At 63.2% G+C, this 20,977-nt stretch carries 18 protein-coding genes; 14 read left to right on the top strand and 4 right to left on the bottom strand.

The features are described 5' to 3' along the window. The first annotated feature begins 115 nt into the window (after positions 1–115). From B0G82_RS04425 to B0G82_RS04400, 6 genes are all read left to right on the top strand, one after another. Complete coding sequence (locus tag B0G82_RS04425; RefSeq protein ID WP_116143109.1) at positions 116–1,054, top strand: ABC transporter permease subunit; 939 nt, start codon at positions 116–118, stop codon at positions 1,052–1,054. After that, entirely contained in the window at positions 1,051–1,842 is a 792-nt protein-coding gene (locus tag B0G82_RS04420) for an ABC transporter permease (protein WP_121306750.1), read from the top strand. Before B0G82_RS04425 ends, B0G82_RS04420 begins: the two co-directional genes overlap by 4 nt. Before the next feature lie 46 nt (positions 1,843–1,888). Beyond that, entirely contained in the window at positions 1,889–2,959 is a 1,071-nt protein-coding gene (locus B0G82_RS04415; RefSeq protein WP_121306749.1) for an ABC transporter ATP-binding protein, read from the top strand. A 404-nt stretch (positions 2,960–3,363) separates the two neighbouring features. Continuing rightward, entirely contained in the window at positions 3,364–4,644 is a 1,281-nt protein-coding gene (locus B0G82_RS04410; protein WP_121308613.1) for a dicarboxylate/amino acid:cation symporter, read from the top strand. A 57-nt stretch (positions 4,645–4,701) separates the two neighbouring features. After that, a complete protein-coding gene (locus B0G82_RS04405) occupies positions 4,702–6,702 on the top strand; it encodes an ATP-binding protein (protein ID WP_121306748.1) in 2,001 nt (666 codons plus the stop codon). 17 nt (positions 6,703–6,719) lie between these two features. After that, entirely contained in the window at positions 6,720–8,072 is a 1,353-nt protein-coding gene (locus B0G82_RS04400) for a sigma-54 dependent transcriptional regulator (RefSeq protein ID WP_199730056.1), read from the top strand. Between the two features lie 79 nt (positions 8,073–8,151). Here B0G82_RS04400 and B0G82_RS04395 read toward each other — a convergent pair whose 3' ends face one another. Next, positions 8,152–8,682 (bottom strand): TlpA disulfide reductase family protein, encoded by a 531-nt coding sequence (locus tag B0G82_RS04395; RefSeq protein ID WP_121306747.1) that lies wholly within the window; start codon positions 8,680–8,682, stop codon positions 8,152–8,154. Between the two features lie 301 nt (positions 8,683–8,983). Between B0G82_RS04395 and B0G82_RS04390 the strand changes: the two genes are divergently transcribed. Further along, the gene (locus B0G82_RS04390) at positions 8,984–9,550 is read left to right on the top strand and encodes a hypothetical protein (protein WP_241974473.1); all 567 of its coding nucleotides are present in this window, start codon (positions 8,984–8,986) and stop codon (positions 9,548–9,550) included. A gap of 342 nt (positions 9,551–9,892) precedes the next feature. Here B0G82_RS04390 and B0G82_RS04385 read toward each other — a convergent pair whose 3' ends face one another. Then, positions 9,893–11,494, bottom strand: a complete 1,602-nt coding sequence (locus B0G82_RS04385; RefSeq protein ID WP_116143099.1) for a YifB family Mg chelatase-like AAA ATPase — start codon at positions 11,492–11,494, stop codon at positions 9,893–9,895. A 122-nt stretch (positions 11,495–11,616) separates the two neighbouring features. Then, positions 11,617–11,871 carry an accessory factor UbiK family protein gene (locus B0G82_RS04380; RefSeq protein ID WP_012431591.1) on the bottom strand — a complete coding sequence of 85 codons (255 nt, stop codon included), beginning with the start codon at positions 11,869–11,871 and terminating at the stop codon, positions 11,617–11,619. Positions 11,872–12,284: 413 nt separating this feature from the next. Here B0G82_RS04380 and B0G82_RS04375 point away from each other — a divergent pair, with 413 nt between their 5' ends. The 7 genes from B0G82_RS04375 to ptsP all read left to right on the top strand — a co-directional run bounded on the left by B0G82_RS04375 (position 12,285) and on the right by ptsP (position 20,060). Continuing rightward, entirely contained in the window at positions 12,285–12,623 is a 339-nt protein-coding gene (locus tag B0G82_RS04375; protein ID WP_006048089.1) for a P-II family nitrogen regulator, read from the top strand. A 44-nt stretch (positions 12,624–12,667) separates the two neighbouring features. Continuing rightward, complete coding sequence (locus tag B0G82_RS04370; RefSeq protein WP_106282216.1) at positions 12,668–14,176, top strand: ammonium transporter; 1,509 nt, start codon at positions 12,668–12,670, stop codon at positions 14,174–14,176. Positions 14,177–14,413: 237 nt separating this feature from the next. Further along, entirely contained in the window at positions 14,414–15,703 is a 1,290-nt protein-coding gene (gene gshA, locus B0G82_RS04365) for a glutamate--cysteine ligase (protein WP_012431593.1), read from the top strand. Between the two features lie 102 nt (positions 15,704–15,805). Next, a complete protein-coding gene (gshB, locus tag B0G82_RS04360) occupies positions 15,806–16,762 on the top strand; it encodes a glutathione synthase (RefSeq protein ID WP_121306746.1) in 957 nt (318 codons plus the stop codon). A 344-nt stretch (positions 16,763–17,106) separates the two neighbouring features. Continuing rightward, the gene (locus tag B0G82_RS04355; protein WP_116118877.1) at positions 17,107–17,634 is read left to right on the top strand and encodes a PTS mannose transporter subunit IIA; all 528 of its coding nucleotides are present in this window, start codon (positions 17,107–17,109) and stop codon (positions 17,632–17,634) included. Positions 17,635–17,730: 96 nt separating this feature from the next. Next, on the top strand, positions 17,731–18,000 hold the full coding sequence (locus tag B0G82_RS04350) for an HPr family phosphocarrier protein (RefSeq protein ID WP_012431596.1): 270 nt from the start codon (positions 17,731–17,733) through the stop codon (positions 17,998–18,000). A 311-nt stretch (positions 18,001–18,311) separates the two neighbouring features. Then, on the top strand, positions 18,312–20,060 hold the full coding sequence (gene ptsP, locus B0G82_RS04345; RefSeq protein WP_106282210.1) for a phosphoenolpyruvate--protein phosphotransferase: 1,749 nt from the start codon (positions 18,312–18,314) through the stop codon (positions 20,058–20,060). An 85-nt stretch (positions 20,061–20,145) separates the two neighbouring features. Here the strand turns inward: ptsP and moeB are convergent, their stop codons facing one another. Then, a complete protein-coding gene (gene moeB, locus B0G82_RS04340; RefSeq protein WP_121306745.1) occupies positions 20,146–20,904 on the bottom strand; it encodes a molybdopterin-synthase adenylyltransferase MoeB in 759 nt (252 codons plus the stop codon). Positions 20,905–20,977: the final 73 nt, after the last annotated feature.

Below are 20,977 nucleotides of genomic sequence, written 5' to 3'. Positions count from 1 at the left end.
GGCAGCGAAACGCGCCCGCCGCGGCGCCTGAACGAAGCCTGAAGTTTTGCCGCCGGCGCGCCGCTCTTTTTCAGCGGCGCGTTCGGCGTTTGCCAGATTGCCCCAAGGGTGAGCTATGAGCGCTTCATCGGATGCGGGATCGGTGCAGCCGGAACTGCTGGTTCCGCCGGTGCCTACCCCAACGCCTCGCGTCGACGGTCCGGGCCGCGCGTCGCCGTTACTCGCCTGGATCGGCGTCGTGCCGTTCTTTACGTTCGCGCTGCTGTTCCTGATTCTGCCGACGGGTTTCCTGATGGTCGGCGCATTCCAGGACCCGCAAGGCCACTTCACGCTCGCCAATTTCCGTGACCTGCTCCAGCCGACCGTCATGGACGCGTACTGGATCAGCTTCAAGGTGAGCGCGGCGTCTTCGCTCGGCGGCGCGGTGATCGGCTCGCTGCTCGCATGGGCGGCGGTGCAGGGCAAACTGCCTGGCTGGATTCGTCCGACCTTGATGACGTTTTCGGGCGTCGCGTCGAACTTTGCCGGCGTGCCGCTCGCGTTCGCTTTCATCTGCACGTTGGGGCGCGTCGGGCTCGTCACCGTGTTGCTGAAAAAATACCTGGGCTTCAATCTGTACTCGACCGGCTTCAGCGTCCTGAGCTTTTCCGGACTGACGCTGACCTATCTGTATTTCCAGATTCCCTTGATGGTGCTGATCGTCACGCCGGCGCTCGACGGCCTGAAGCGCGAATGGCGCGAAGCCTGCGATTGTCTGGGCGGCTCCGCTTATCAATACTGGCGCTACGTCGCGCTGCCGGTGCTGTGGCCGAGCGTGCTCGGCGCCGCGCTGCTGCTTTTCGCCAATTCATTCGGCGCGGTCGCCACGGCTTACGCGCTGACCGGCAGTTCGCTGAATATCGTTACGATCCTGTTGTACGCGCAGATTCGCGGCGACGTGATGCACAACCAGAACCTCGGCTATGCGCTCGCGCTCGGCATGGTGCTCGTTACCGGGCTCTCGAATGGCGGCTACATCTGGCTGCGTTCGCGCGCCGAAAGGGGGCGTCGATGACAAGCCAGTCGCGCGTGGGTGCATGGACCGCGATGATCGTCGGTTCGCTGTACTTCCTCATTCCGTTGATCGCGACGTTCGAGTTCAGCCTGCGCATGAAGCGGGGCGCCTATAGCTTCGAAGCGTACAGCGTCGTGCTCGGCGATCCGCGTTTTCAGGCCTCGTTCGGCTACTCGATTCTGATGGCGCTGCTGACGATCGTGGTCGGCGTGCTGCTGGTGGTGCCGACCGCTTACTGGGTGCAATTGCGTTTGCCGAAGCTGCGGCCGGTGGTGGAATTCATCACGCTGCTGCCGCTGGTGGTGCCCGCTATCGTGATCGTGTTCGGTTATCTGCGCATCTATAACAGCAGTTCGATTCTGCCGCTCACCGGCAACGAGCGCGCCACCGATCTGCTGCTGGTGTTCGGCTACGTGACGCTTTCGCTGCCGTACATGTACCGCGCCGTCGATGCCGGTCTGCGCGCGGTCGACGTGCGCTCGCTCACCGAAGCCGCCGAGTGTCTCGGCGCGAACTGGCCGACGATTCTCTTCAAGGTGATCTTTCCGAATATCCGCTCGGGCATTCTGTCCGGCGCGTTCCTCACTTTTGCGGTAGTGATCGGCGAGTTCACGCTGGCGAGTCTGCTCGACCGTCCCGCGTTCGGCCCGTATCTGCAATTGATCGGGGCGAATCGCGCATACGAGCCGTCGGCGCTCGCAATCATCGCGTTCGTGATCACGTGGGCGTCGATGGGACTGATTCAGGTATTCGGCTCGGCCCGCTCCATGAGCGGCCAGAAAGTTTGACCAACGAGTTTGATCCAACAAGTTTGACGGACTGAGGCGGCGCATCATGGCATTCCTTGAGATCGAAAATCTGCATAAGTCCTTCGGGGCGAACATTGCGCTGCATCACTTCGACATGAAGATCGAACGCGGCGAATTCATTACTTTCCTCGGGCCGTCCGGCTGCGGCAAGACGACCGTGCTACGCATGATCGCCGGCTTCGAAACGCCGACGCGCGGCATCATCCGGCTCGACAACAAGGACGTCACCCACCTTCGCACGCGACAGCGCAAGGTCGGCATGGTGTTCCAGTCGTATGCGCTGTTTCCGAACATGACGGTGGCCGAGAACATCGGCTTCGGGCTGAAGATCACGCATCGGCCGCAGGCGGAGATCAATAGCCGCGTCGAAGAGATGCTGCAACTGATCAAGCTGCCACATCTGGGCGGGCGCTATCCGTGGCAATTGTCGGGCGGCCAGCAGCAGCGCGTGGCGCTTGCACGGGCGCTCGCCGGCAAGCCGCAAGTCTTGCTGCTCGACGAGCCGCTCTCGGCGCTCGACGCCAAGATCCGTATCTCATTGCGCCAGGACATTCGCGCGCTGCAGCGCGAACTCGGTATCACGTCGATCTTTGTCACGCACGATCAGGAAGAGGCGCTGTCGATTTCCGACCGCATTGTCGTGATGAACGAGGGCCGCGTCGAACAGATCGGCTCGCCCTCGGAGATCTACAACTTTCCGCGCACACGGTTCGTCGCGTCGTTCGTCGGCACGCTGAATATTCTGGCCGGCCATGTGGTGGATCCGGCCACCGGCAGGATGGTGGTGGACGGCCAGGAGCTGACCACGACACAAGAACTGCCCTCGAACGATGCGGGCAAGAAGCGCCTGCTCGCGCTGCGGCCCGAAGCGATCGTGCTGGAGCCGGCCGCGCCCGGCCGCAACACGCTGAACGCCACCGTCGAAGAAGTGAATTTTCTCGGCGCGGTGGTGCGCATCAGAACCCGCGTGAAAGACGCCGTGATTTCGCTCGACGTATTCAACGATCCGAATCGCGGTTTGCCCGAACGCGGGCAGCCGGTGTCGCTCGGTTTTTCGCACGAGAATCTGCTGGTGCTGGAAGAGGGCAGCGTTTAGAGGCCGCAAGTTGGACGGCGTGCTTGCTGTCTCGCAAGGCACGCCGTAGAAAGCCTTACGGGTTATCCCGAGGCCGCCGTCCCAATGGATTCCGGATTCCCCGACAGGCTTTGTCCGGATTTCCAGAATCCCGGACGGCGCGTACACTGGATCGTCAGAAAACCTATAAAAATCAAGGCGTCGATCCAGGCGTAGAGCTGGCATCGACCTTGCAAAATAGAACCCGCGGCCGCAACGGTCCGACAACTAAAGCAAGGAGACAACGATGTCCGATTTCCCTTCCCGGTATTTCTGAATTCGTCCCTTGTCGCGGCCTAATGCCGTGCACAGGCGTGACGACTATTCGTTCGCATGATGCGCAGCGTGGCAGGCCATTTGAGCTCATCCACATCGCAGGAACCATCGTGAAGAAACCTATCCATAAAGTGCTGTACGTCCAGGTGATCGTGGCGATCATCATCGGTATTGCGCTCGGGCATTTCTACCCGAATCTCGCCGTCGACATGAAGCCGCTCGGCGACGGCTTCATCAAGCTGATCAAGATGGTGATCGGGCCGATCATCTTCTGTACGGTGGTGACGGGCATCGCCGGCATGGAGGACATGAAGAAGGTCGGCCGGGTGGGCGGCAAGGCGCTGCTGTACTTCGAGATCGTCTCGACTTTCGCACTGGTGCTCGGCCTGATCGCCACGCACGTGCTGAAACCGGGCGTCGGCTTCAACATCGATCCGGCCACGCTCGACGGCAAGGCGGTCGCATCGTACGCCGCCAAGGCGCACGGCCAGACCACGGTCGACTTCCTGATGCACCTCATCCCGGACACGCTCGTGTCGGCGTTCGCGCAGGGTGAAATCCTGCAGATTCTGCTGATCGCGCTGCTGTTCGGCGCGGTGCTCGCGACTGCCGGTGAGAAGGGCAAGGTCGTGACGAGCTTTATCGACGGGCTCTCGCATGTGCTGTTCGGCATCGTGCGCATCATCACGAAGCTGGCGCCGATCGGCGCGTTCGGCGCGATGGCGTTCACGATCGGCAAGTACGGTATCGGCTCGCTGCTGCCGATGCTCAAACTGATCGGCACCTTCTATCTGACCTCGATCGTGTTCGTGGTGGTCGTGCTCGGCATCATCGCGCGTGCGGTGGGCTTCAACATCCTGCGCTTCGTCGCGTACATCAAGGAAGAGATGCTGATCGTGCTCGGCACGAGCTCGTCCGAAGCCGCGCTGCCGCAACTGATGCTGAAGCTCGAAAAGCTCGGCTGCTCGCGTTCGGTGGTGGGCCTCGTGGTGCCGACCGGTTATTCGTTCAACCTCGACGGCACCAACATCTACATGACGATGGCCGTGCTGTTCATCGCGCAAGCCACCAACACCGACCTCACGTGGACGCAACAGCTCACGCTGCTGGCGGTGACGATGCTGACCTCGAAGGGCGCGAGCGGTGTGACCGGCGCGGGCTTCATCACGCTGGCCGCGACGCTGGCCGTGGTGCCGACCATTCCGCTGTCGGGCATGGTGCTGATTCTCGGTATCGACCGCTTCATGAGCGAATGCCGCGCGCTGACGAACATTGTCGGCAACGGCGTGGCGACGGTGGTGGTGTCGGCATGGGAAAAGGAACTGGACCGCAACAAGCTGAACGCGGCGTTGCGTGGCGATGTGCCGGTCAAAGAGCCGGCCGGCGTTTAAGCTGTTTGATCGGCAACGTCCCTTAACGCAACGCTCACGGCTGCGGACACCAAACGTATGAAACCGGTGTCCGCGCGCCCAACCCTCACGTCGTCGGCCGACGAAGCCTGGCCCGACGACGCTTCGCCTTATGCCACAATAAACGATCCTCACCGATCGGATATTGCCAACGTGACGCGACGCCTGCTGATCCTCTTCGCGCTCGTCGCCGGGCTCGTGGTGGCGTGCGGGCTCACCTACAGCATCGCGTGGCAAAGCGGCATCGACCATTTGCGGCGCAACGCCGCGGTGCGTGTCGACCGTACGACCAGCGCGCTGAAGAGCACGCTCGAACGCTACGAATCGCTGCCGTATCTGCTGGCGGAACATCCTATCGTGCAGGACGCGCTGGTCAATCCCACGCCGGTCAATGTCGAGCGTGCCAACCTTTATCTCGAGGATCTGAACCGCCACGCGCGCGCCACGGTCACCTACATCATTCCACTCAACGGCTTTTGCGTCGCCGCAAGCAATTGGCGCGGGCCGGGCAGTTTCATCGGCGCGGGCTATCAATTCCGGCCGTATTTTCTCGATGCCGTCAAAGGCGGCGTGGGCCGCTTCTTCGGCATCGGTACGATCTCGCAGGCGCCCGGCTACTACATCTCGCAGCCGGTGCGGCGCGAGGGCAAGATTGTCGGCGTGGCGGTGGTCAAGCTCGATCTCGAATGGTTCCAGGGCGTGGATGCGTCCGAACCGCTCGTCGTCACGGACGATCACGGCGTGATCTTTCTGTCGTCGGTGCCGGCGTGGAAGTACCACACCATCCGGCCGCTGTCGGGGCCGGTCGCCGATTCGATCTATCAGGCGCGTCAATACGCGCAGCAGCCGATCGCGCCGCTGCCGGTGTCGATCGAACGCACGCTCGAAGGCAACGCGCAGATCGTGCGCATCGGCGGCGGCCGCTATGCGCCGCGTTATCTGGCATCACGGCGCGGCATGGGCGAGCCGGACTGGCATCTGATCACCATGTCGCCCGTCGATCCGGCCGACGCCGATGCGCGCAAGGCGACCATCGTGACGGGCTTCGGCTATGTGTCGCTCGTGTTGCTCGCGTTTTACTGGAGAATGCGCCGGGCTCGCGTGCGCGAAGTGATGCGCAGCCGCGCGCTGCTGCAAAAAGCCTACGCGGAGCTGAACCGGCGGGTTGCCGAGCGCACCGCGGATCTCTCGCAGGCGAACGAACAGTTGCAGAAGGAGGTGGCCGAGCGCACGCGCGCCGAGCAGGAGTTGCGCGCCGCGCACGACGAACTGATCCAGGCGAGCAAGCTCGCCGCGCTCGGTCAGATGGCCGCCGGCATCACGCATGAATTGAATCAGCCGCTCGCTGCGTTGCGCGGTTTTTCGGACAACACGCGCGTGCTGCTCGAGCGCGGCGACCAGGCGTCGGCGCGCGAAAATCTCGAAGCGATCGCCGCGCTCACCGAGCGTATGGGCAAGATCACCAACCAGTTGAAACTGTTCGTCGGACGCGCGCGGCCACGCGGTGCGCGCGCGCCGGTCGTGCGGGCGCTGCGCAACGTCGTCGCGTTGCTGCAAAAGCGCTTGCAGGGCGTCGAAGTCGACTTCGCTTTGCTCGATGCGGACAGCGGCACGCGCACGCCGCTGAGTCTCGCCGACGATCATCCCGAACTGGTCGCGCACTGCGACGATCTGCGGCTCGAACAGGTGTTGATCAACCTGCTCGGCAACGCGCTCGATGCAACCGCCGACGTCCACCCGCCACGCATCTCGATCGAGATCGAAGTCGCCGATGCGAATCTGTCGATCGCCGTGAGCGACAACGGCCCAGGCATTCCTGACGACGTCCTGCCGCGTCTGTTCGAGCCGTTCTTTACCACCAAGGAAATGGGCCAGGGGTTGGGGCTAGGGCTCGCGATATCGTCGTCCATCGCGCGTGATTGCGGCGGCTCGCTGGTGGCGCGCAACGCGCCGCGCGGCGGTGCATTATTCGTGTTGACGCTGCGCCGCGCGCGCGTGCAGACGAGCCACATAACGGACCCGCTGACCACCGGCTCCTGAATCACACGGAAAACGCCATGCTGAACCACGGCCTGCAAGTGCTGTATATCGAAGACGACGAACTGGTGCGGCGCGCCAGCGTGCAGAGTCTGCAACTGGCGGGCTTCGACGTGATCGGGCATGCCTCGGTGGAATCCGCGGCGAGGACGATTAGCGCGGACTTCTCCGGCGTGATCGTCAGCGACATTCGCTTGCCGGGCGCGAGCGGCCTCGATCTGCTTGCGCAATGCCACGAACGTGCGCCCGATGTGCCGGTGATTCTGGTGACGGGCCACGGCGATATTTCAATGGCCGTTCAGGCGATGCGCGACGGCGCGTACGACTTCATCGAAAAGCCTTTCGCCTCCGAACGTCTGATCGAAACCGTGCGGCGCGCGTTGGAGCGCCGCAAGCTGGTGCTGGAGAACCTCGCGCTGCGCCGTGAGTTGGCGGAACAGAACTCGGTGGCGCCGCGGATTATCGGCAGGAGTCCGGCCATCGAACAGGTGCGGCGGCTGATTGCCAATGTCGCGCCGACTGACGCCTCCGTGCTCATCAACGGCGACACAGGCGCGGGCAAGGAGTTGATCGCGCGCAGCCTGCATGAACTGTCGCCGCGGCGTGACAAGCCGTTTATCGCGGTGAACTGCGGTGCGCTGCCGGAGCCGATGTTCGAGTCGGAGATGTTCGGCTACGAGCCGGGCGCATTCACCGGCGCGGCGAAACGCCGCATCGGCAAGCTCGAACATGCGTCGGGCGGCACGCTGTTTCTGGATGAAATCGAGAGCATGCCACTCGCGTTGCAGGTCAAGCTGCTGCGTGTGCTGCAGGACGGCGTGCTGGAACGCCTCGGCTCGAATCAGCCGATTCGCGTGAATTGCCGCGTGGTTGCCGCTGCCAAGGGCGACATGGCCGGGCACGTCGCGGACGGTTCTTTCCGGCGCGATCTGCTGTACCGGTTGAACGTGGTGACGATCGCATTGCCGCCGTTAGGCGAGCGTCGCGAGGACATCGTGCCGCTCTTCGAACATTTCCTGCTGGATGCGGCCGTGCGTTACCAGCGCCCCGCGCCGATCCTCACCGACCGTCAGCGCGCGGGTCTGATGCAGCGTGACTGGCCGGGCAACGTGCGGGAGCTGCGCAACGCCGCCGACCGGTTCGTACTCGGCATTGCCGACGACCCGGTCATGTCTTTCGGCGACGACGGTGCGGCTGCGCAGCCTTTGAAGGAGCGAGTGGAACAATTCGAACGCGCGGTGATCGCGGAAGCGCTGGAGCAGACCGGCGGCGTTGTGGCGGTCGCGGCGGACAAGCTGCAGCTCGGTAAGGCGACGCTCTACGAGAAGATCAAACGCTACGGGCTCGCCGCGAAGGGAGAAGGGGAGCGGTGAAGGAAATGAAAACGCCGGCGTCGCGATGCGAGGCCGGCGTGTTTGAATCAGTTGAAGCGCGTCAGGCTGCGCTGGCGGTTCAGGCCGGCTTCAGCGCCTTTTCGAGCAACTGGTCGAGTTCCGCGAATTGCGGTTCGCCCACATAGCGCTTGAGAATCTTGCCGTCCTTGTCGACCAGGAACGTGGTCGGCGTGAGCTGGACATTGCCGAACTGCTTGGCCGCCGAGCCGTCGTCCATTGCGACCTTGAACGGCAACTGGCGGGTTTGCGTGTAGTTGGCCACGTACATGGGCGCGTCGTAGTTCATCGCCACGGCGACGAATTCGAGGCCTTGGTCCTTGAAGCGGTTATAGGTCTGGACCATCTGCGGCATTTCTTTCATGCACGTGTCGCAACTCGTCGCCCAGAAGTTGACGAGGTAGACCTTGCCTTTCAGGTCGGCGGTCGAAACTTTCTGACCGGACAGCAACGTGAAGGTCGCATCCGGCACGCGCTGCTGGCCGGCAAACGCAAAATAACCGGCGACGGCAATCGCGACGGCCACGGCGGCAATGATGATGTAACGAAGCGGATTCGCTCGCCGGGTGGCGGTGGACGGCGTGGAGCTCATGAACGGAACCTCAGGAGTCGCGCGGAACGCGCGGGACAATGCGTCGGTTTGGGTTTTCGGCCCGGTGCTGAACGGCCTCGTTATTGTAGCCCCATTCGGGCGGTGCGGCAGGCCGCGGGCCAGGAGCGGATAATAGGGTTTTACGTCCTCGTCAGTCTGGTCTTCTGTCCCCATGCTCCGAAATGTTTTTTGCGTCAGTCGCTTTCTCGCTCGAATCCCGTTCTGTCTTACTTCTGCCAGCAACTCTGCGGCCCGCTTTTTTGGCCGCTCGCCGCGCCCGATAGGGGGCGGCGGCCGCCCAATGGGCTCCGCGCCCCAATTGTCGAGCGCGCGCACGGCGTTGAGCACGCTCGCTTGCGCGCTGGCGTTAGGCGCCGCGCTGAGCGCCTGTTCGCCCACTTTCGACTGGCGGACCATCATGAACAACGACAACGGCTACACCGTCGACCTGCCGGCCAAGCCGGGCAACGATCAGCGAGCCGTACAGATCAACGGCACGCCGATGCAGATGGCGATGCAGACAGCCGAAGCCGGCGACGCCGTCTTTGCGGTCGGCACGGTCATGCTGCCCAATGACGACGAAGCCACGCAGCGCGCCGCGCTCGATTTCCTGCGCACCGGCCTCGCCCGTAACGTGGGCGCCGCGCCTGATGCGCGTGCGGTGCAGATCCCGCTTGCTGCCGGCGGCCAGGTGCTCGGTCTGGAAATGAAGCTGAGCGGCGAGGCTGGCTCGCAGCACGAGACCCGCACTGTCTACGCCCGGCTCGTGGCGCGCGGACGGCATGTGTATCAGGCTGCGATCATCGCGTCCAAGCCGATGCAGCAGGAACAGGTTGACCAATTTTTCTCGTCGTTCCAACTGTACTGAGTGCGGTATTTTTGGCCGATTCGGCGGCTGATGGGCGCGGCAGCGGCGCTGCGCATACTGAAAGTTCCTTCGCAGCTTTGCGCGCTAATTCCCGGTTTACGTTGAGGTTTTCCTGTTGCTCACCGTTCCTGTGGATAACTCTGTTGAGAACTCGCGAAAATTGGCTGGAGATGCCCATTCTGTGGGCACTCTGTCAGATTCGGCCCTCTCGACGTCGCTAAAAAAACTCAATCAAATCAACGTCTTTGGGAAGCGGTCAACCGCGTACCTTTCAGTTGTTTCAAAATTTATCTGGAACGCGTGCGTGTGCATAAGTCAAGTCTTGACAGCATGTTTTTCGCCTCATAGAGAGCCAAAAGCCCGACGATACTGGATCGCTTCGCCAATCTGTGCGGCGCTCGGCATCGGCGCGCCGGCGAGATCGGCGATGCTGCGTGCCACCTTCAGAACCCGGTAGTACGCGCGCGCCGACCAGCCAAAGCGTTCCCCGGCTTCGCGCAGCAAGGCCTCGCCGGCAGAGTCGGGGCGGCAGACCTCGTCCACTTCCCGTCCTCCCAATTCGCGATTGGTTTTGCCCTGACGCCTTAATTGCCGCTCGCGGGCGCGGCTGACGCGCGCCGCGATGGCGGCGCTTGTTTCGCCGGCCGCCGTCGAGCGCGCGGACAGTTCCGCTGGCGTGAGCGCGGGTATCTCGAGCTGGATGTCGATCCGGTCGAGCAGGGGGCCGGAAAGCTTGCGCAAATAGCGCGCAGCGATCTCCGGCGTGCAACGGCAACGGCCGTTGGGATCGCCGCGCCAGCCGCACGGGCAAGGGTTCATGGCGGCGATCAATTGACACGCAGCCGGAAAATCCGCCTGTAAGGCGGCGCGTGAAATCGTGATACGGCCGGCTTCGAGCGGTTCCCGCAGCGTTTCCAGGACATGGCGATCGAACTCAGGAAGCTCGTCGAGAAAGAGCACTCCCAGATGCGCCAGCGTAATTTCCCCGGGTTGCGGCGGATTGCGCCCGCCGACCAGCGCGGCGGCGCTCGACGAATGATGCGGAGCGCGAAACGGCCTTCGACGCCACTGCGACGGCGTAAAACCGGCCCGGCTGGCGGATAGCAAGGCGGCGGAAGCGAGCGCCTCGTCGTCGGTCATGGGCGGCAGCAGGCCCGGCAGGCGGGCGGCGAGCATGGATTTGCCCGCGCCGGGCGGCCCGACCAGCAAGACGTGATGCCCGCCGGCAGCGGCAACTTCGAGTGCCCGGCGCGCGCCGCGTTGACCGATGACGTCGCCCATATCCGGGATAACGGCCGCTGGGCTTTCGGCGAGGTCCGGCGCGGCGACAGGATAGAGGCGGCCGTCCGGCGCTTGCGCGAGGTGAGCGCACAACGAAGGCAGATCGGCGGCGCCGTAGACATCGACGCCGGGTACGAGCGCCGCTTCCGCCGCGCTCGCAGCGGGTAGATAGAGCTGAGGCGTGGAAGGCGCGGTCGCCTCGCCGACAGCAAGCTCGCTCGCCGTCCCGGCGGATTGCGCCACAGCGCCGCCGCCTTGAGCCGCGCCGCCGCGCGCCGTTCCGCACGCCATGGCGAAAGCGCCGCGCATCGGTCTGAGCGCGCCAGTCAGCGACAGTTCGCCCGCGAATTCACGATGCAGCAAGGACTCGGCAGGAATCTGGCCGCTCGCCGCGAGAATGCCCAAAGCGATGGGCAGATCGAAGCGGCCGGATTCCTTCGGCAGATCGGCCGGCGCGAGATTGACGGTGATGCGTCGGACCGGGAAGTCGAAATTGCAGTTCTGCAGCGCCGCGCGCACGCGCTCGCGGCTTTCGCGCACTTCCAGATCAGGCAAGCCGACGATCGAAAAAGAGGGTAATCCGTTCGCGAGGTGGACCTCGACGGTTACTTCGGGCGCGCGGCCAGAGGCCGGCGCGCGACTGCGCACCACGGCAAGCGACATGTTTTCTCCCGTCGGACGGCGCGCCGAAGGCGCGCGCAAATCCCCTAAAACGCTGATGACGTCACGGCTCGCTTGCCTGTGATGTGCAGCACTGCGCGGCGATCACGCCGCGAGCAAAAGCGTTACGGCGTTTGCGTGACCGGCAGCTTCTGTTCGAGTTCGGCGACGCGGCGCTCCAGTTCTTCAAGGCGAGCGCGCGTGCGCACCAGCACCTGGGTTTGCGTGTCGAATTCCTCGCGCGTCACCAGGTCGAGCTTCGAAAAGCCCTGCGACAGCATGGCCTTGACGTTCCGCTCGACGTCCTTGGCCGGCGAGTTCTTGAAGAGCTCGCTCATGCGGGCCTGAAAGTCGTTAAAAACATCGTTCGGTTGTTTCATGGTGTTCCCCTTGGTGCACAAAAAATGTGCATGTTTCGTTACGCCTGTGCTTTGTAGCGGCAAATGGGCGGTGTTGGTGCATGCCCTATTGCGTGACGTTGCGGCATGAGCCCCTTTGGTGCGCGCCCTTGCGTTCCAGACCTGCGAACACTCTAGCAACGATCCATACGCTGCGCCAGCGTGCCCCCGTCAACGTTGGCCGTCCGGCCAGGGCGGCTTGCGCCCCTTTTGCGACGTCCACGGGGCGGAGTCTGACACGACATGGCATGCGAGTTGCTGTTACTGCCCCGCGCGCACTGCCGGCGCCTTTTTACCGGCAGCGGAACGAGACCACGCGAACGGTTTTAGGGATACGCAACGAGAGTTAGCAAACGGGTTACGCAAACGGGTTACGCAACTAAGCGAGGGATGTCATGAAACTCATTACCGCAATCATCAAGCCGTTCAAGCTCGATGAGGCGCGCGAAGCCTTGTCGGCCATCGGCGTCTCGGGCATCACGGTGACGGAAGTCAAAGGTTTCGGTCGCCAGAAAGGTCACACGGAGCTGTATCGCGGCGCCGAATACGTCGTCGATTTTCTGCCGAAGGTGAAGATCGAGGCCGCTGTCTCGGACGACATCGTCGACCAGGCGATCGAGGCGCTCGAGCGTGCGGCTCGCACGGGCAAGATCGGCGACGGCAAGATTTTCGTCACGCCGATTGAACAGGTGATTCGGATCCGCACCGGGGAGACTGGTGCGGACGCTCTGTAATACCAAAAGATAGCGACACAGATAGCGACAAGAGGAAACGAAAGATGCGCAAATTAATGATGTCCTTGCTGATGGCCGGTTCGCTGCTCGCGGGCGGTATCGGCGCCGCCCTCGCGGACGACGCTTCCGCCCCCGCAGCCGCTTCGGCCGCTGCTCCCGATACGACGGCGAGCGCGCCGGCACCGGACGCTTCGGCCGCACCCGCTGCCGCCGCGGCTTCGGCACCGGCCGCTGACGCGTCCGCCGCACCGGCTGCCAGCGCGGCCGCCGCCGCACCCGCAGCATCGGACGCTGCGCCGGCTGCCCCGACCGCGCCGTTCTCGGTCGATTCGTCGAAGATCAATTCGGGCGACACCGCCTGGATGCTGACTTCCACCGCGCTCGTGCTGTTCATGACGATCCCGGGTCTGGCGCTGTTCTACGGCGGCATGGTCCGCAAGAAGAGCGTGCTCGCGATCCTGATGCAGAGCTTCGCGATCACCTGCCTCGTGTCGATCATCTGGGTCGTGGTGGGCTACAGCCTCGCCTTCACGCCGGGTGGATCGTTCATTGGCGGCTTCTCGCGCTTCTTCATGTCGGGCATGAACTACATCAAGGGCGACAAGGCCACGACGCTGACCGTCAGCCACCTCGCGCCGACGATCCCGGAAACGGTCTACGTCGTCTATCAGATGACGTTCGCGATCATTACCCCGGCGCTGATCACGGGTGCGTTTGCCGACCGTATGAAGTTCTCGGCGATGCTGGTGTTCATGACGCTGTGGTCGATCATCGTCTACTCGCCGATCGCGCACATGGTCTGGGAACCGACCGGCTGGCTGGCTAGCGCGGGCATCCTCGACTTCGCGGGCGGCACGGTGGTGCACATCAACGCCGGTATCGCGGCGCTGGTCTGCGCACTGGTGCTCGGCAAGCGTGTCGGTTACGGCAAGGAAGCGATGGCGCCGCACAACCTGACGCTCACGCTGATCGGCGGCGCCATGCTGTGGGTAGGCTGGTTCGGCTTCAATGCGGGTTCGGCGGTGGCAGCAGACGGCCGTGCCGGTTTCGCGATGTTCGCAACGCAAGTGGCGACCGCAGCGGCAGCACTCGCATGGATGTTCGCCGAATGGGCGACCAAGGGTAAGCCGTCGGTACTCGGTATCGTGTCGGGCGCCGTGGCGGGTCTGGTGGCGATTACGCCGGCTTCGGGCTTCGTTGGCATGGCGGGTTCGCTGGTGATCGGTATCGCAGCGGGCGTGATCTGCTTCTGGTCGGCAACGTGGCTCAAACACAAGCTCGGTTACGACGACTCGCTCGACGCGTTCGGCGTGCACTGCATCGGCGGTATCGTGGGTGCGCTGCTGACCGGCGTGTTCGCGGTGAAGGACATCGGCGGCGCGGATGGCAGCGTGATCCTGCAAGCCAAGGGCGTGCTGACGACGCTGATCTACAGCGGCGTGGTGAGCTACATCCTGCTGAAGATCATCGACATGGTGATGGGCCTGCGTGTGACGGAAGAACAGGAACGCGAAGGTCTGGACGTGACGCTGCACGGCGAACACGTCGAATAAGCAACACACCGCGAGCCCGCGCTCCCGGGCTCGTGGGGATGACGGATAAGCGCAGCGATTTTGGCCCGCCTTCATGGCGGGCTTTTTTCTTGCGCGCTATCTTGTAAACGGTAGTTTTCCCCGCCTATGATGGCAATAGCGAGAATGCATTCGCGTCCGCTTGCGAATGGAGAAACCGTCCCCAAATGGACAAAGCATTTGCTCTACAATCTTTTTTCTCCAGTCTGCGAGTGATCAATGGTTCCGCACCTAGTTACGGCGTTAAACGGCCCGCTGCTCGATCTTGAGCGGAAGATCCTCGACGCTACTCCCGCCATCGAACGTTGGTTCCGGCTCGAATGGCAGGAGCACACGCCGCCGTTCTACTGTTCCGTCGATCTGCGCAACGCGGGCTTCAAGCTCGCGCCGGTCGACACCAATCTGTTTCCTGGCGCATTCAACAATCTGCCGCAGGAAGTGTTGCCGCTCGCCGTCCAGGCGGCGATGGCGTCGATCGAGAAGATCTGTCCGGACGCAAAGAATCTGCTGGTGATTCCGGAGCGCCACACGCGCAACGCGTTTTATCTCGAGAATGTCGCCCGTCTGGCCGCGATCATGCGCCAGGCCGGCCTGAACGTGCGTTTCGGCACGCTCGACGAAACCATCAATGGGCCGGTCACGATCGCGCTCTCCGACGGCCAGAAACTGGTGCTCGAACCGCTCGAGCGCTCGCAGCGGCGCCTCGGCCTGAAGAATTTCGACCCGTGCTCGATTCTGCTGAATAACGACCTGTCGGGCGGCATCCCGCCCGTGCTCGAAAATCTGCACGAGCAGTATTTGCTGCCGCCGCTGCATGCCGGGTGGGCCGTGCGCCGTAAATCCACGCATTTTTCCTGTTACGACGACGTCGCGAAGAAATTCGCGAAGATGGTCGAGATCGACCCGTGGATGATCAACCCGTACTTCGCGCACGTTGAAGGCGTCGACTTCCAGGAACGCACCGGCGAGGAAGCGCTGACGGACGCGATCGACGGCGTGCTGAAGAAGATCGCCAAGAAGTATCGCGAGTACGGTATCTCCGAGAAACCGTATGTCGTGATCAAGTCGGACGCGGGCACGTATGGCATGGGTGTGATGACCGTGCACGACGCGTCGGAAGTCGCTGCGCTCACCAAGCGCGAACGCGCCAAGATGGCCGCGACCAAAGACGGCCTGGAAGTGCATGACGTGATCGTGCAGGAAGGCGTGTACACCTTCGAGCGCATCGGCGAAGAAGTGGCCGAGCCGGTGGTGTACATGATCGACCGCTACGTGGTGGGCGGCTTCTACCGCGTGCATGGCAGCCGCGAGCGCGACCAGAACCTGAACGCGCCCGGCATGCACTTCGTGCCGCTCGGCTTCGAGCATACGGCGCTGCCCGACGCGCACGCCAAACCGGGCGCTGCGCCGCCCAACCGCTTCTATATGTACGGCGTGGTCGCGCGGCTCGGGCTGCTGGCCGCATCGGTGGAACTGGAAAAGACCGATCCGGAAGCGATTCAGGTCTAAGCCACCTCGGGTGGCCGATGGCGGCATGCGTGCCGCCATCGCCATTTTCAACGACTATATTTACGATCAATGCCAAGCCCGTCAGGGCGCACCGGGACCTTCATGGACATTCTTTTCATCGCCGATCCGCTCACGCAATTCAAGATCTATAAAGACTCGACCTACGCGATGATGGCCGAAGCCGCGCGCCGCGGTCACGTGATCTACACGTGCGAGCCGAAGCATCTGGCGTGGACGGGCGGCGACGTCGAGGCGAACGTGCAGCGCTTTGCGATTGTCGGCGACGTCACCGATCTGCATCGCGAGGTCTGGTACGACGCTGAAGCGGCCGCCCCACGCTCGCTCAAGAGCTTCAGCGCCGTGGTGATGCGCAAAGACCCGCCGTTCGACATGGAATACGTCACGTCGACGTGGCTGCTCGAAATGGCCGAACGCGGCGGCGCGCGCATCTTCAATAAACCGCAGGCGATTCGCGATCATTCGGAAAAGCTCGCGATCGGCGAGTTCGCGCAGTTCGTCGCGCCCACGCTGGTCACGCGCGACGCGACCCGCTTGCGCGCGTTCCATGAGGAACATGGCGACGTGATCCTGAAGCCGCTCGACGGCATGGGCGGCATGGGCGTGTTCCGCGTGAAGGCCGACGGCATGAACCTCGGTTCGATCATCGAAATGCTGAGCCACGACGGGGCGCGTTCGGTGATGGCGCAAAAATTCATCCCCGAGATCAAAGAGGGCGACAAGCGGATTTTGCTGATCGGCGGTGAAGCCGTGCCATATTCGCTCGCGCGTATTCCTCAGGGTAATGAAGTGCGCGGCAATCTCGCGGCCGGTGGCCTGGGCGTGGCGCGTCCGCTGACCGATCACGACCGCAAGATTGCCGATACGCTGGCGCCCGTGCTTGCCGCGCGCGGTTTGCTGCTGGTCGGGCTGGATGCGATCGGCGACTGGCTGACCGAAGTGAACGTGACGAGCCCGACGTGTTTCCGCGAGATCATGGATCAAACCGGCTTCGACGTGGCCGCCATGTTCATCGACGCATTGGAGCGCGCGGCGGGGTGATGGCGCGGCCTGCTGGCGGCACTTGAATGCCCGCCATGCCCCCCAAACTGTGTAACAAGTCCGCCTCACGCAGCACGCCGGAATTGGCGCGAAAATGAGCCTGATACAATGCCCGCTCTTCCGCGCCAAGGTGAATCGATCGGACCCGACGGGTGTCACGGGCAGCGGACTGTAAGCGAGCAGTGTTTCGCCGGCGCAGGCACGACGCCAAGCGCGGCAAGCCGCTCGTCAATCGATGCGTTCCGGCCCTCATGGCCCACGGCCGGCAGAGGGCGCTGACGAACCGGGCTTCGTCCCGGTTCACGGTTCACGGTTCGAGGCCGTTCTTTTGCAGTAAGGCTGACATGGCAGGCATTCTGATCATTGCGCACGCTCCGTTCGCCACCGCGTTGCGCGATTGCATTTCGCACATCTATGGTGGCTTGCCGGCTCGTATCGGCGTGATCGACGTATCGCCCGATTGCGATCCCGTACAGCAGGTCGCGTTTGCGAACTCGGAGATCGAGCGTCTCAAGGAAGAAAACGGCGCGCTCGTCCTCACGGATATGTTCGGCGCCACGCCCGCGAATATCGCCGGACGGCTCGCATCGCTGCCGGACGTGCGCGTGCTGTGCGGCGTCAATTTACCGATGCTGGTGCGTGCGGTCTGTTATCGCGCCACGCCGCTCGACACGCTGGTCGACAAGGCACTCGCCGGCGCCACCAAGGGCGTGCATGCAATCGGACCGGCTACCCCGGCGCCCATTGCACCCACGGCGGAATCCGGCGATTGTTTGCCGGCTCTGCCGCCGGAGGCGGCATCGGCTGACTGTATTCCTGCGTTGCCCCCTGAGGCCGACCTGACACAGAAAGCCGATTCGGCCGGCTTATAAGTCCTTGCGCCGGCTCGCTGTGGGCGCCAGGCGCATTGCATTCGCTTTGCAGTTTCACCTTTCACAACAACACTTACCCGCGCTTCGGACCATCACATGCTGCAACAGGAAACGACTATTGTGAACAAGCTGGGGCTGCACGCGCGCGCGTCGGCCAAGTTGACCCAACTCGCGGGCAACTATCAGGCGGAAATCTGGATGAGCCGCAATGGCCGCCGTATCAATGCCAAGAGCATCATGGGCGTGATGATGCTGGCCGCGGGCATCGGCAGCACGGTGCTGATCGAAACGGAAGGCTCCGATGAAAAAGAAGCGATGGACGCATTGTTGAAACTGATTGCCGATAAATTCGGCGAGGGGCAGTGAACCCGTGCGTCCACGTTGCGATGAGCAAGAACGCCGCGGTTGTCCGCGGCGTTTTTTTTAGCGCATGACAATGGGCAGACGAAACGCGCGTGAGGGCGCGCGCGTCGGCATGCGCTTGCGAGACTTGAGTCGAGCGATACGCGAAGCGCGAGGCCGATGAAGGCGCATTGCTACGGCTGCTTACGGTTTTTCGTGCTGCACTGCACACACCCCCGTCGCATCTACGGAGGGCGTGGAATTTATAATGACGGACAGTGTCTGAGAGCATTGCAGCGGTTTGCCGCGGCATCACACAACTAGAGGAGGTGCGCGTGTCCTTCACGCTGCATGGAATTCCCGTGTCACGCGGTATCGCCATCGGGCGGGCTTATCTGATCGCCCCGGCTGCACTTGACGTAGACCACTATCTGATCGAACCCGCCCAGATCGAGAGCGAGATCGAGCGCTTTCGCACGGCCCAGCAACACGTGCATTACGAGCTCGAAACGCTGCGTGCCGATCTTGCCGCGGACGCACCTAGCGAAATGGGCGCGTTCATCAACGTGCATTCAATGATCCTGAACGATGCGATGCTCGTGCAGGAAACTTTCGACCTGATCCGTACACGCCGCTACAACGTGGAGTGGGCGCTGACCGAGCAGCTCGAGCGCCTCTCGCGCCATTTCGACGACATCGAAGACGAGTACCTGCGCGAGCGCAAAGCCGATATCGAGCAGGTGGTGGAGCGCGTGCTGAAGGCGCTCGCCGGCGCGTCGGTGGCGCTGGGCGACGGCGTGCACGGTGCGTGCGACGAAATGATCGTGGTCGCGCACGACATCGCGCCGGCCGACATGATGCAGTTCAAGACCCAGACGTTTCAGGGTTTCGTCACGGACCTGGGCGGCCGCACGTCGCACACGGCGATCGTCGCGCGCAGCCTGGGCATTCCGGCGGCGGTCGGTGTGCAGCACGCGAGTGCGCTGATTCGCCAGGACGACCTGATTATCGTCGACGGCGATCATGGCATTGTGATCGTCGATCCCGCGCCGATCGTGCTCGAAGAGTACTCGTATCGGCAGAGCGAGAAGGCGCTCGAGCAGCGCAAGCTGCAACGGCTGAAGTTTTCGCCTACACAAACGCTGTGCGGCACCCGCATCGAACTGTGCGCGAACATCGAGTTGCCGGACGACGCGCGCGCCGCAGTCGATGCGGGCGCGACGGGCGTCGGCCTGTTCCGCACCGAGTTCCTGTTCATGAATCACAAGGACCGCCTGCCGGAAGAGGAGGAGCAGTTCGGCGCGTATCGTCGCGCGGTCGAGTTGATGAACGGGCTGCCGGTCACGATCCGCACGATCGACGTGGGCGCCGACAAGCCGCTCGATTCGATGAGCGGGGGCGATGCTTACGAAACCGCCGCGAACCCGGCCTTGGGGCTGAGAGCGATTCGCTGGAGTCTTTCCGAGCCGCAGATGTTCCTCACGCAGTTGCGCGCTATTTTGCGCGCGTCGGCGTTCGGCTCGGTGAAGATTCTGATTCCGATGCTCGCGCACGCCCAGGAAATCGACCAGACGCTCGATCTGATTCGCGAAGCCAAGCGTCAGCTCGACGACGCGGGTATGGCCTACGATCCGAACGTGCAGGTCGGCGCGATGATCGAGATTCCGGCCGCCGCCATCGCTTTGCCGCTGTTCCTCAAGCGGCTCGATTTTCTGTCGATCGGCACCAACGATCTGATCCAGTACACGCTCGCAATCGATCGCGCGGACAACTCGGTCGCGCATCTGTATGACCCGCTGCATCCGGCGGTGCTGCATCTGATCGCGTTCACGCTGCGCGAAGCAAAGCGGGCGGGCGTGCCGGTCTCGGTGTGCGGTGAGATGGCGGGGGATCCGACGTTGACGCGCCTGTTGCTCGGCATGGGCCTCACCGAGTTTTCGATGCATCCGAGCCAGTTGCTGGTGGTCAAGCAGGAAGTGCTGCGCTCGCATCTGAAGACGCTGGAAAAGCCGGTGGCCGATGTGCTGGCTTCGTTCGAACCTGAAGAAGTGCAGGCTGCGCTCAAGCGCGTGATGCTGGCTTGAGCCGCCGCGGTCGCTTCGTGATCCGGTGAAGACGCCGCCCATTGGGCGGCGTTTCTGTTTCAGCGTGTGGTTGAGAAGGCTAGCGTCAGGCGAGGTGCGTCTGTCCGCACACCGGGCAATCCGGCTGGCGCGCGATGCGCATTGTGGTCCACTCCATCCGCAGTGAATCGAGCATCATCAGGCGGCCGAGCAAGGGCGTGCCGATTGCGCCGATCACCTTGAGCGCTTCGGCCGCCTGCATCGAACCGACAATGCCGACCGTCGGCGCGAATACTCCCATGGTCGAACACGCGACTTCCTCGAACGGCTGGTCTTCGGGAAACACGCAGGCGTAGCAGGGCGACGCTTCGTCGCGGAAATCGAAGGTGCTGATCTGGCCGTCGAAGCGCAACGCCGCGCCCGACACCAGCGGCACGCCGTGCTTCACGCAGGCGCGGTTGATCGCATGGCGCGTGGCGAAGTTATCGGTGCAGTCGAGCACGACGCTCGCATGCGGCACCTGGGCGTCGAGCCACGCGTCGTCGACGCGCTCGGCCACAGCGTCCACCACGACCTCGGGATTGATGCGCGCGATCGCGTCACGTCCGGACTCGACCTTCTTGCGTCCAACCGATGCGGTCACATGCAGGATTTGCCGCTGCAGATTGGTCAGGTCGACCGTGTCGGCATCGACCAAAGTCAAACGACCGACGCCCGCCGCAGCCAGATACATTGCTGCGGGCGAGCCCAGGCCGCCCGCGCCGACGATGATCGCGTGCGCATCGATAAAGCGCTGTTGCGCCTCGATGCCGATTTCATCGACGAGGATGTGGCGGGAATAGCGAAGGAGTTGATCGTCGTTCATGGCGGGGGCGCGTGAGTGTGTCGCGCGATGAGATGCAGGACCGACAGGCCTGCCGTGCGCGTTGTTGATATTT

Source organism: Paraburkholderia sp. BL17N1 (assembly GCF_003634175.1).
Lineage (GTDB): Bacteria > Pseudomonadota > Gammaproteobacteria > Burkholderiales > Burkholderiaceae > Paraburkholderia.
The sequence above is the reverse complement of the archived record's forward strand: the minus strand, read 5'-3'. Positions and strand labels throughout refer to the sequence as shown.

What these genes read in the sequence shown, in the direction of transcription:
- B0G82_RS04425 (WP_116143109.1), top strand. Translation starts at nt 116, where the DNA reads ATGAGCGCTTCATCGGATGCGGGATCGGTGCAGCCGGAACTGCTGGTT.
- B0G82_RS04420 (WP_121306750.1), top strand. Translation starts at nt 1,051, where the DNA reads ATGACAAGCCAGTCGCGCGTGGGTGCATGGACCGCGATGATCGTCGGT.
- B0G82_RS04415 (WP_121306749.1), top strand. Translation starts at nt 1,889, where the DNA reads ATGGCATTCCTTGAGATCGAAAATCTGCATAAGTCCTTCGGGGCGAAC.
- B0G82_RS04405 (WP_121306748.1), top strand. Translation starts at nt 4,702, where the DNA reads ATGAAACCGGTGTCCGCGCGCCCAACCCTCACGTCGTCGGCCGACGAA.
- B0G82_RS04400 (WP_199730056.1), top strand. Translation starts at nt 6,720, where the DNA reads ATGCTGAACCACGGCCTGCAAGTGCTGTATATCGAAGACGACGAACTG.
- B0G82_RS04395 (WP_121306747.1), bottom strand. Translation starts at nt 8,682, where the DNA reads ATGAGCTCCACGCCGTCCACCGCCACCCGGCGAGCGAATCCGCTTCGT.
- B0G82_RS04390 (WP_241974473.1), top strand. Translation starts at nt 8,984, where the DNA reads ATGGGCTCCGCGCCCCAATTGTCGAGCGCGCGCACGGCGTTGAGCACG.
- B0G82_RS04385 (WP_116143099.1), bottom strand. Translation starts at nt 11,494, where the DNA reads ATGTCGCTTGCCGTGGTGCGCAGTCGCGCGCCGGCCTCTGGCCGCGCG.
- B0G82_RS04380 (WP_012431591.1), bottom strand. Translation starts at nt 11,871, where the DNA reads ATGAAACAACCGAACGATGTTTTTAACGACTTTCAGGCCCGCATGAGC.
- B0G82_RS04375 (WP_006048089.1), top strand. Translation starts at nt 12,285, where the DNA reads ATGAAACTCATTACCGCAATCATCAAGCCGTTCAAGCTCGATGAGGCG.
- B0G82_RS04370 (WP_106282216.1), top strand. Translation starts at nt 12,668, where the DNA reads ATGCGCAAATTAATGATGTCCTTGCTGATGGCCGGTTCGCTGCTCGCG.
- gshA (WP_012431593.1), top strand. Translation starts at nt 14,414, where the DNA reads ATGGTTCCGCACCTAGTTACGGCGTTAAACGGCCCGCTGCTCGATCTT.
- gshB (WP_121306746.1), top strand. Translation starts at nt 15,806, where the DNA reads ATGGACATTCTTTTCATCGCCGATCCGCTCACGCAATTCAAGATCTAT.
- B0G82_RS04355 (WP_116118877.1), top strand. Translation starts at nt 17,107, where the DNA reads ATGGCAGGCATTCTGATCATTGCGCACGCTCCGTTCGCCACCGCGTTG.
- B0G82_RS04350 (WP_012431596.1), top strand. Translation starts at nt 17,731, where the DNA reads ATGCTGCAACAGGAAACGACTATTGTGAACAAGCTGGGGCTGCACGCG.
- moeB (WP_121306745.1), bottom strand. Translation starts at nt 20,904, where the DNA reads ATGAACGACGATCAACTCCTTCGCTATTCCCGCCACATCCTCGTCGAT.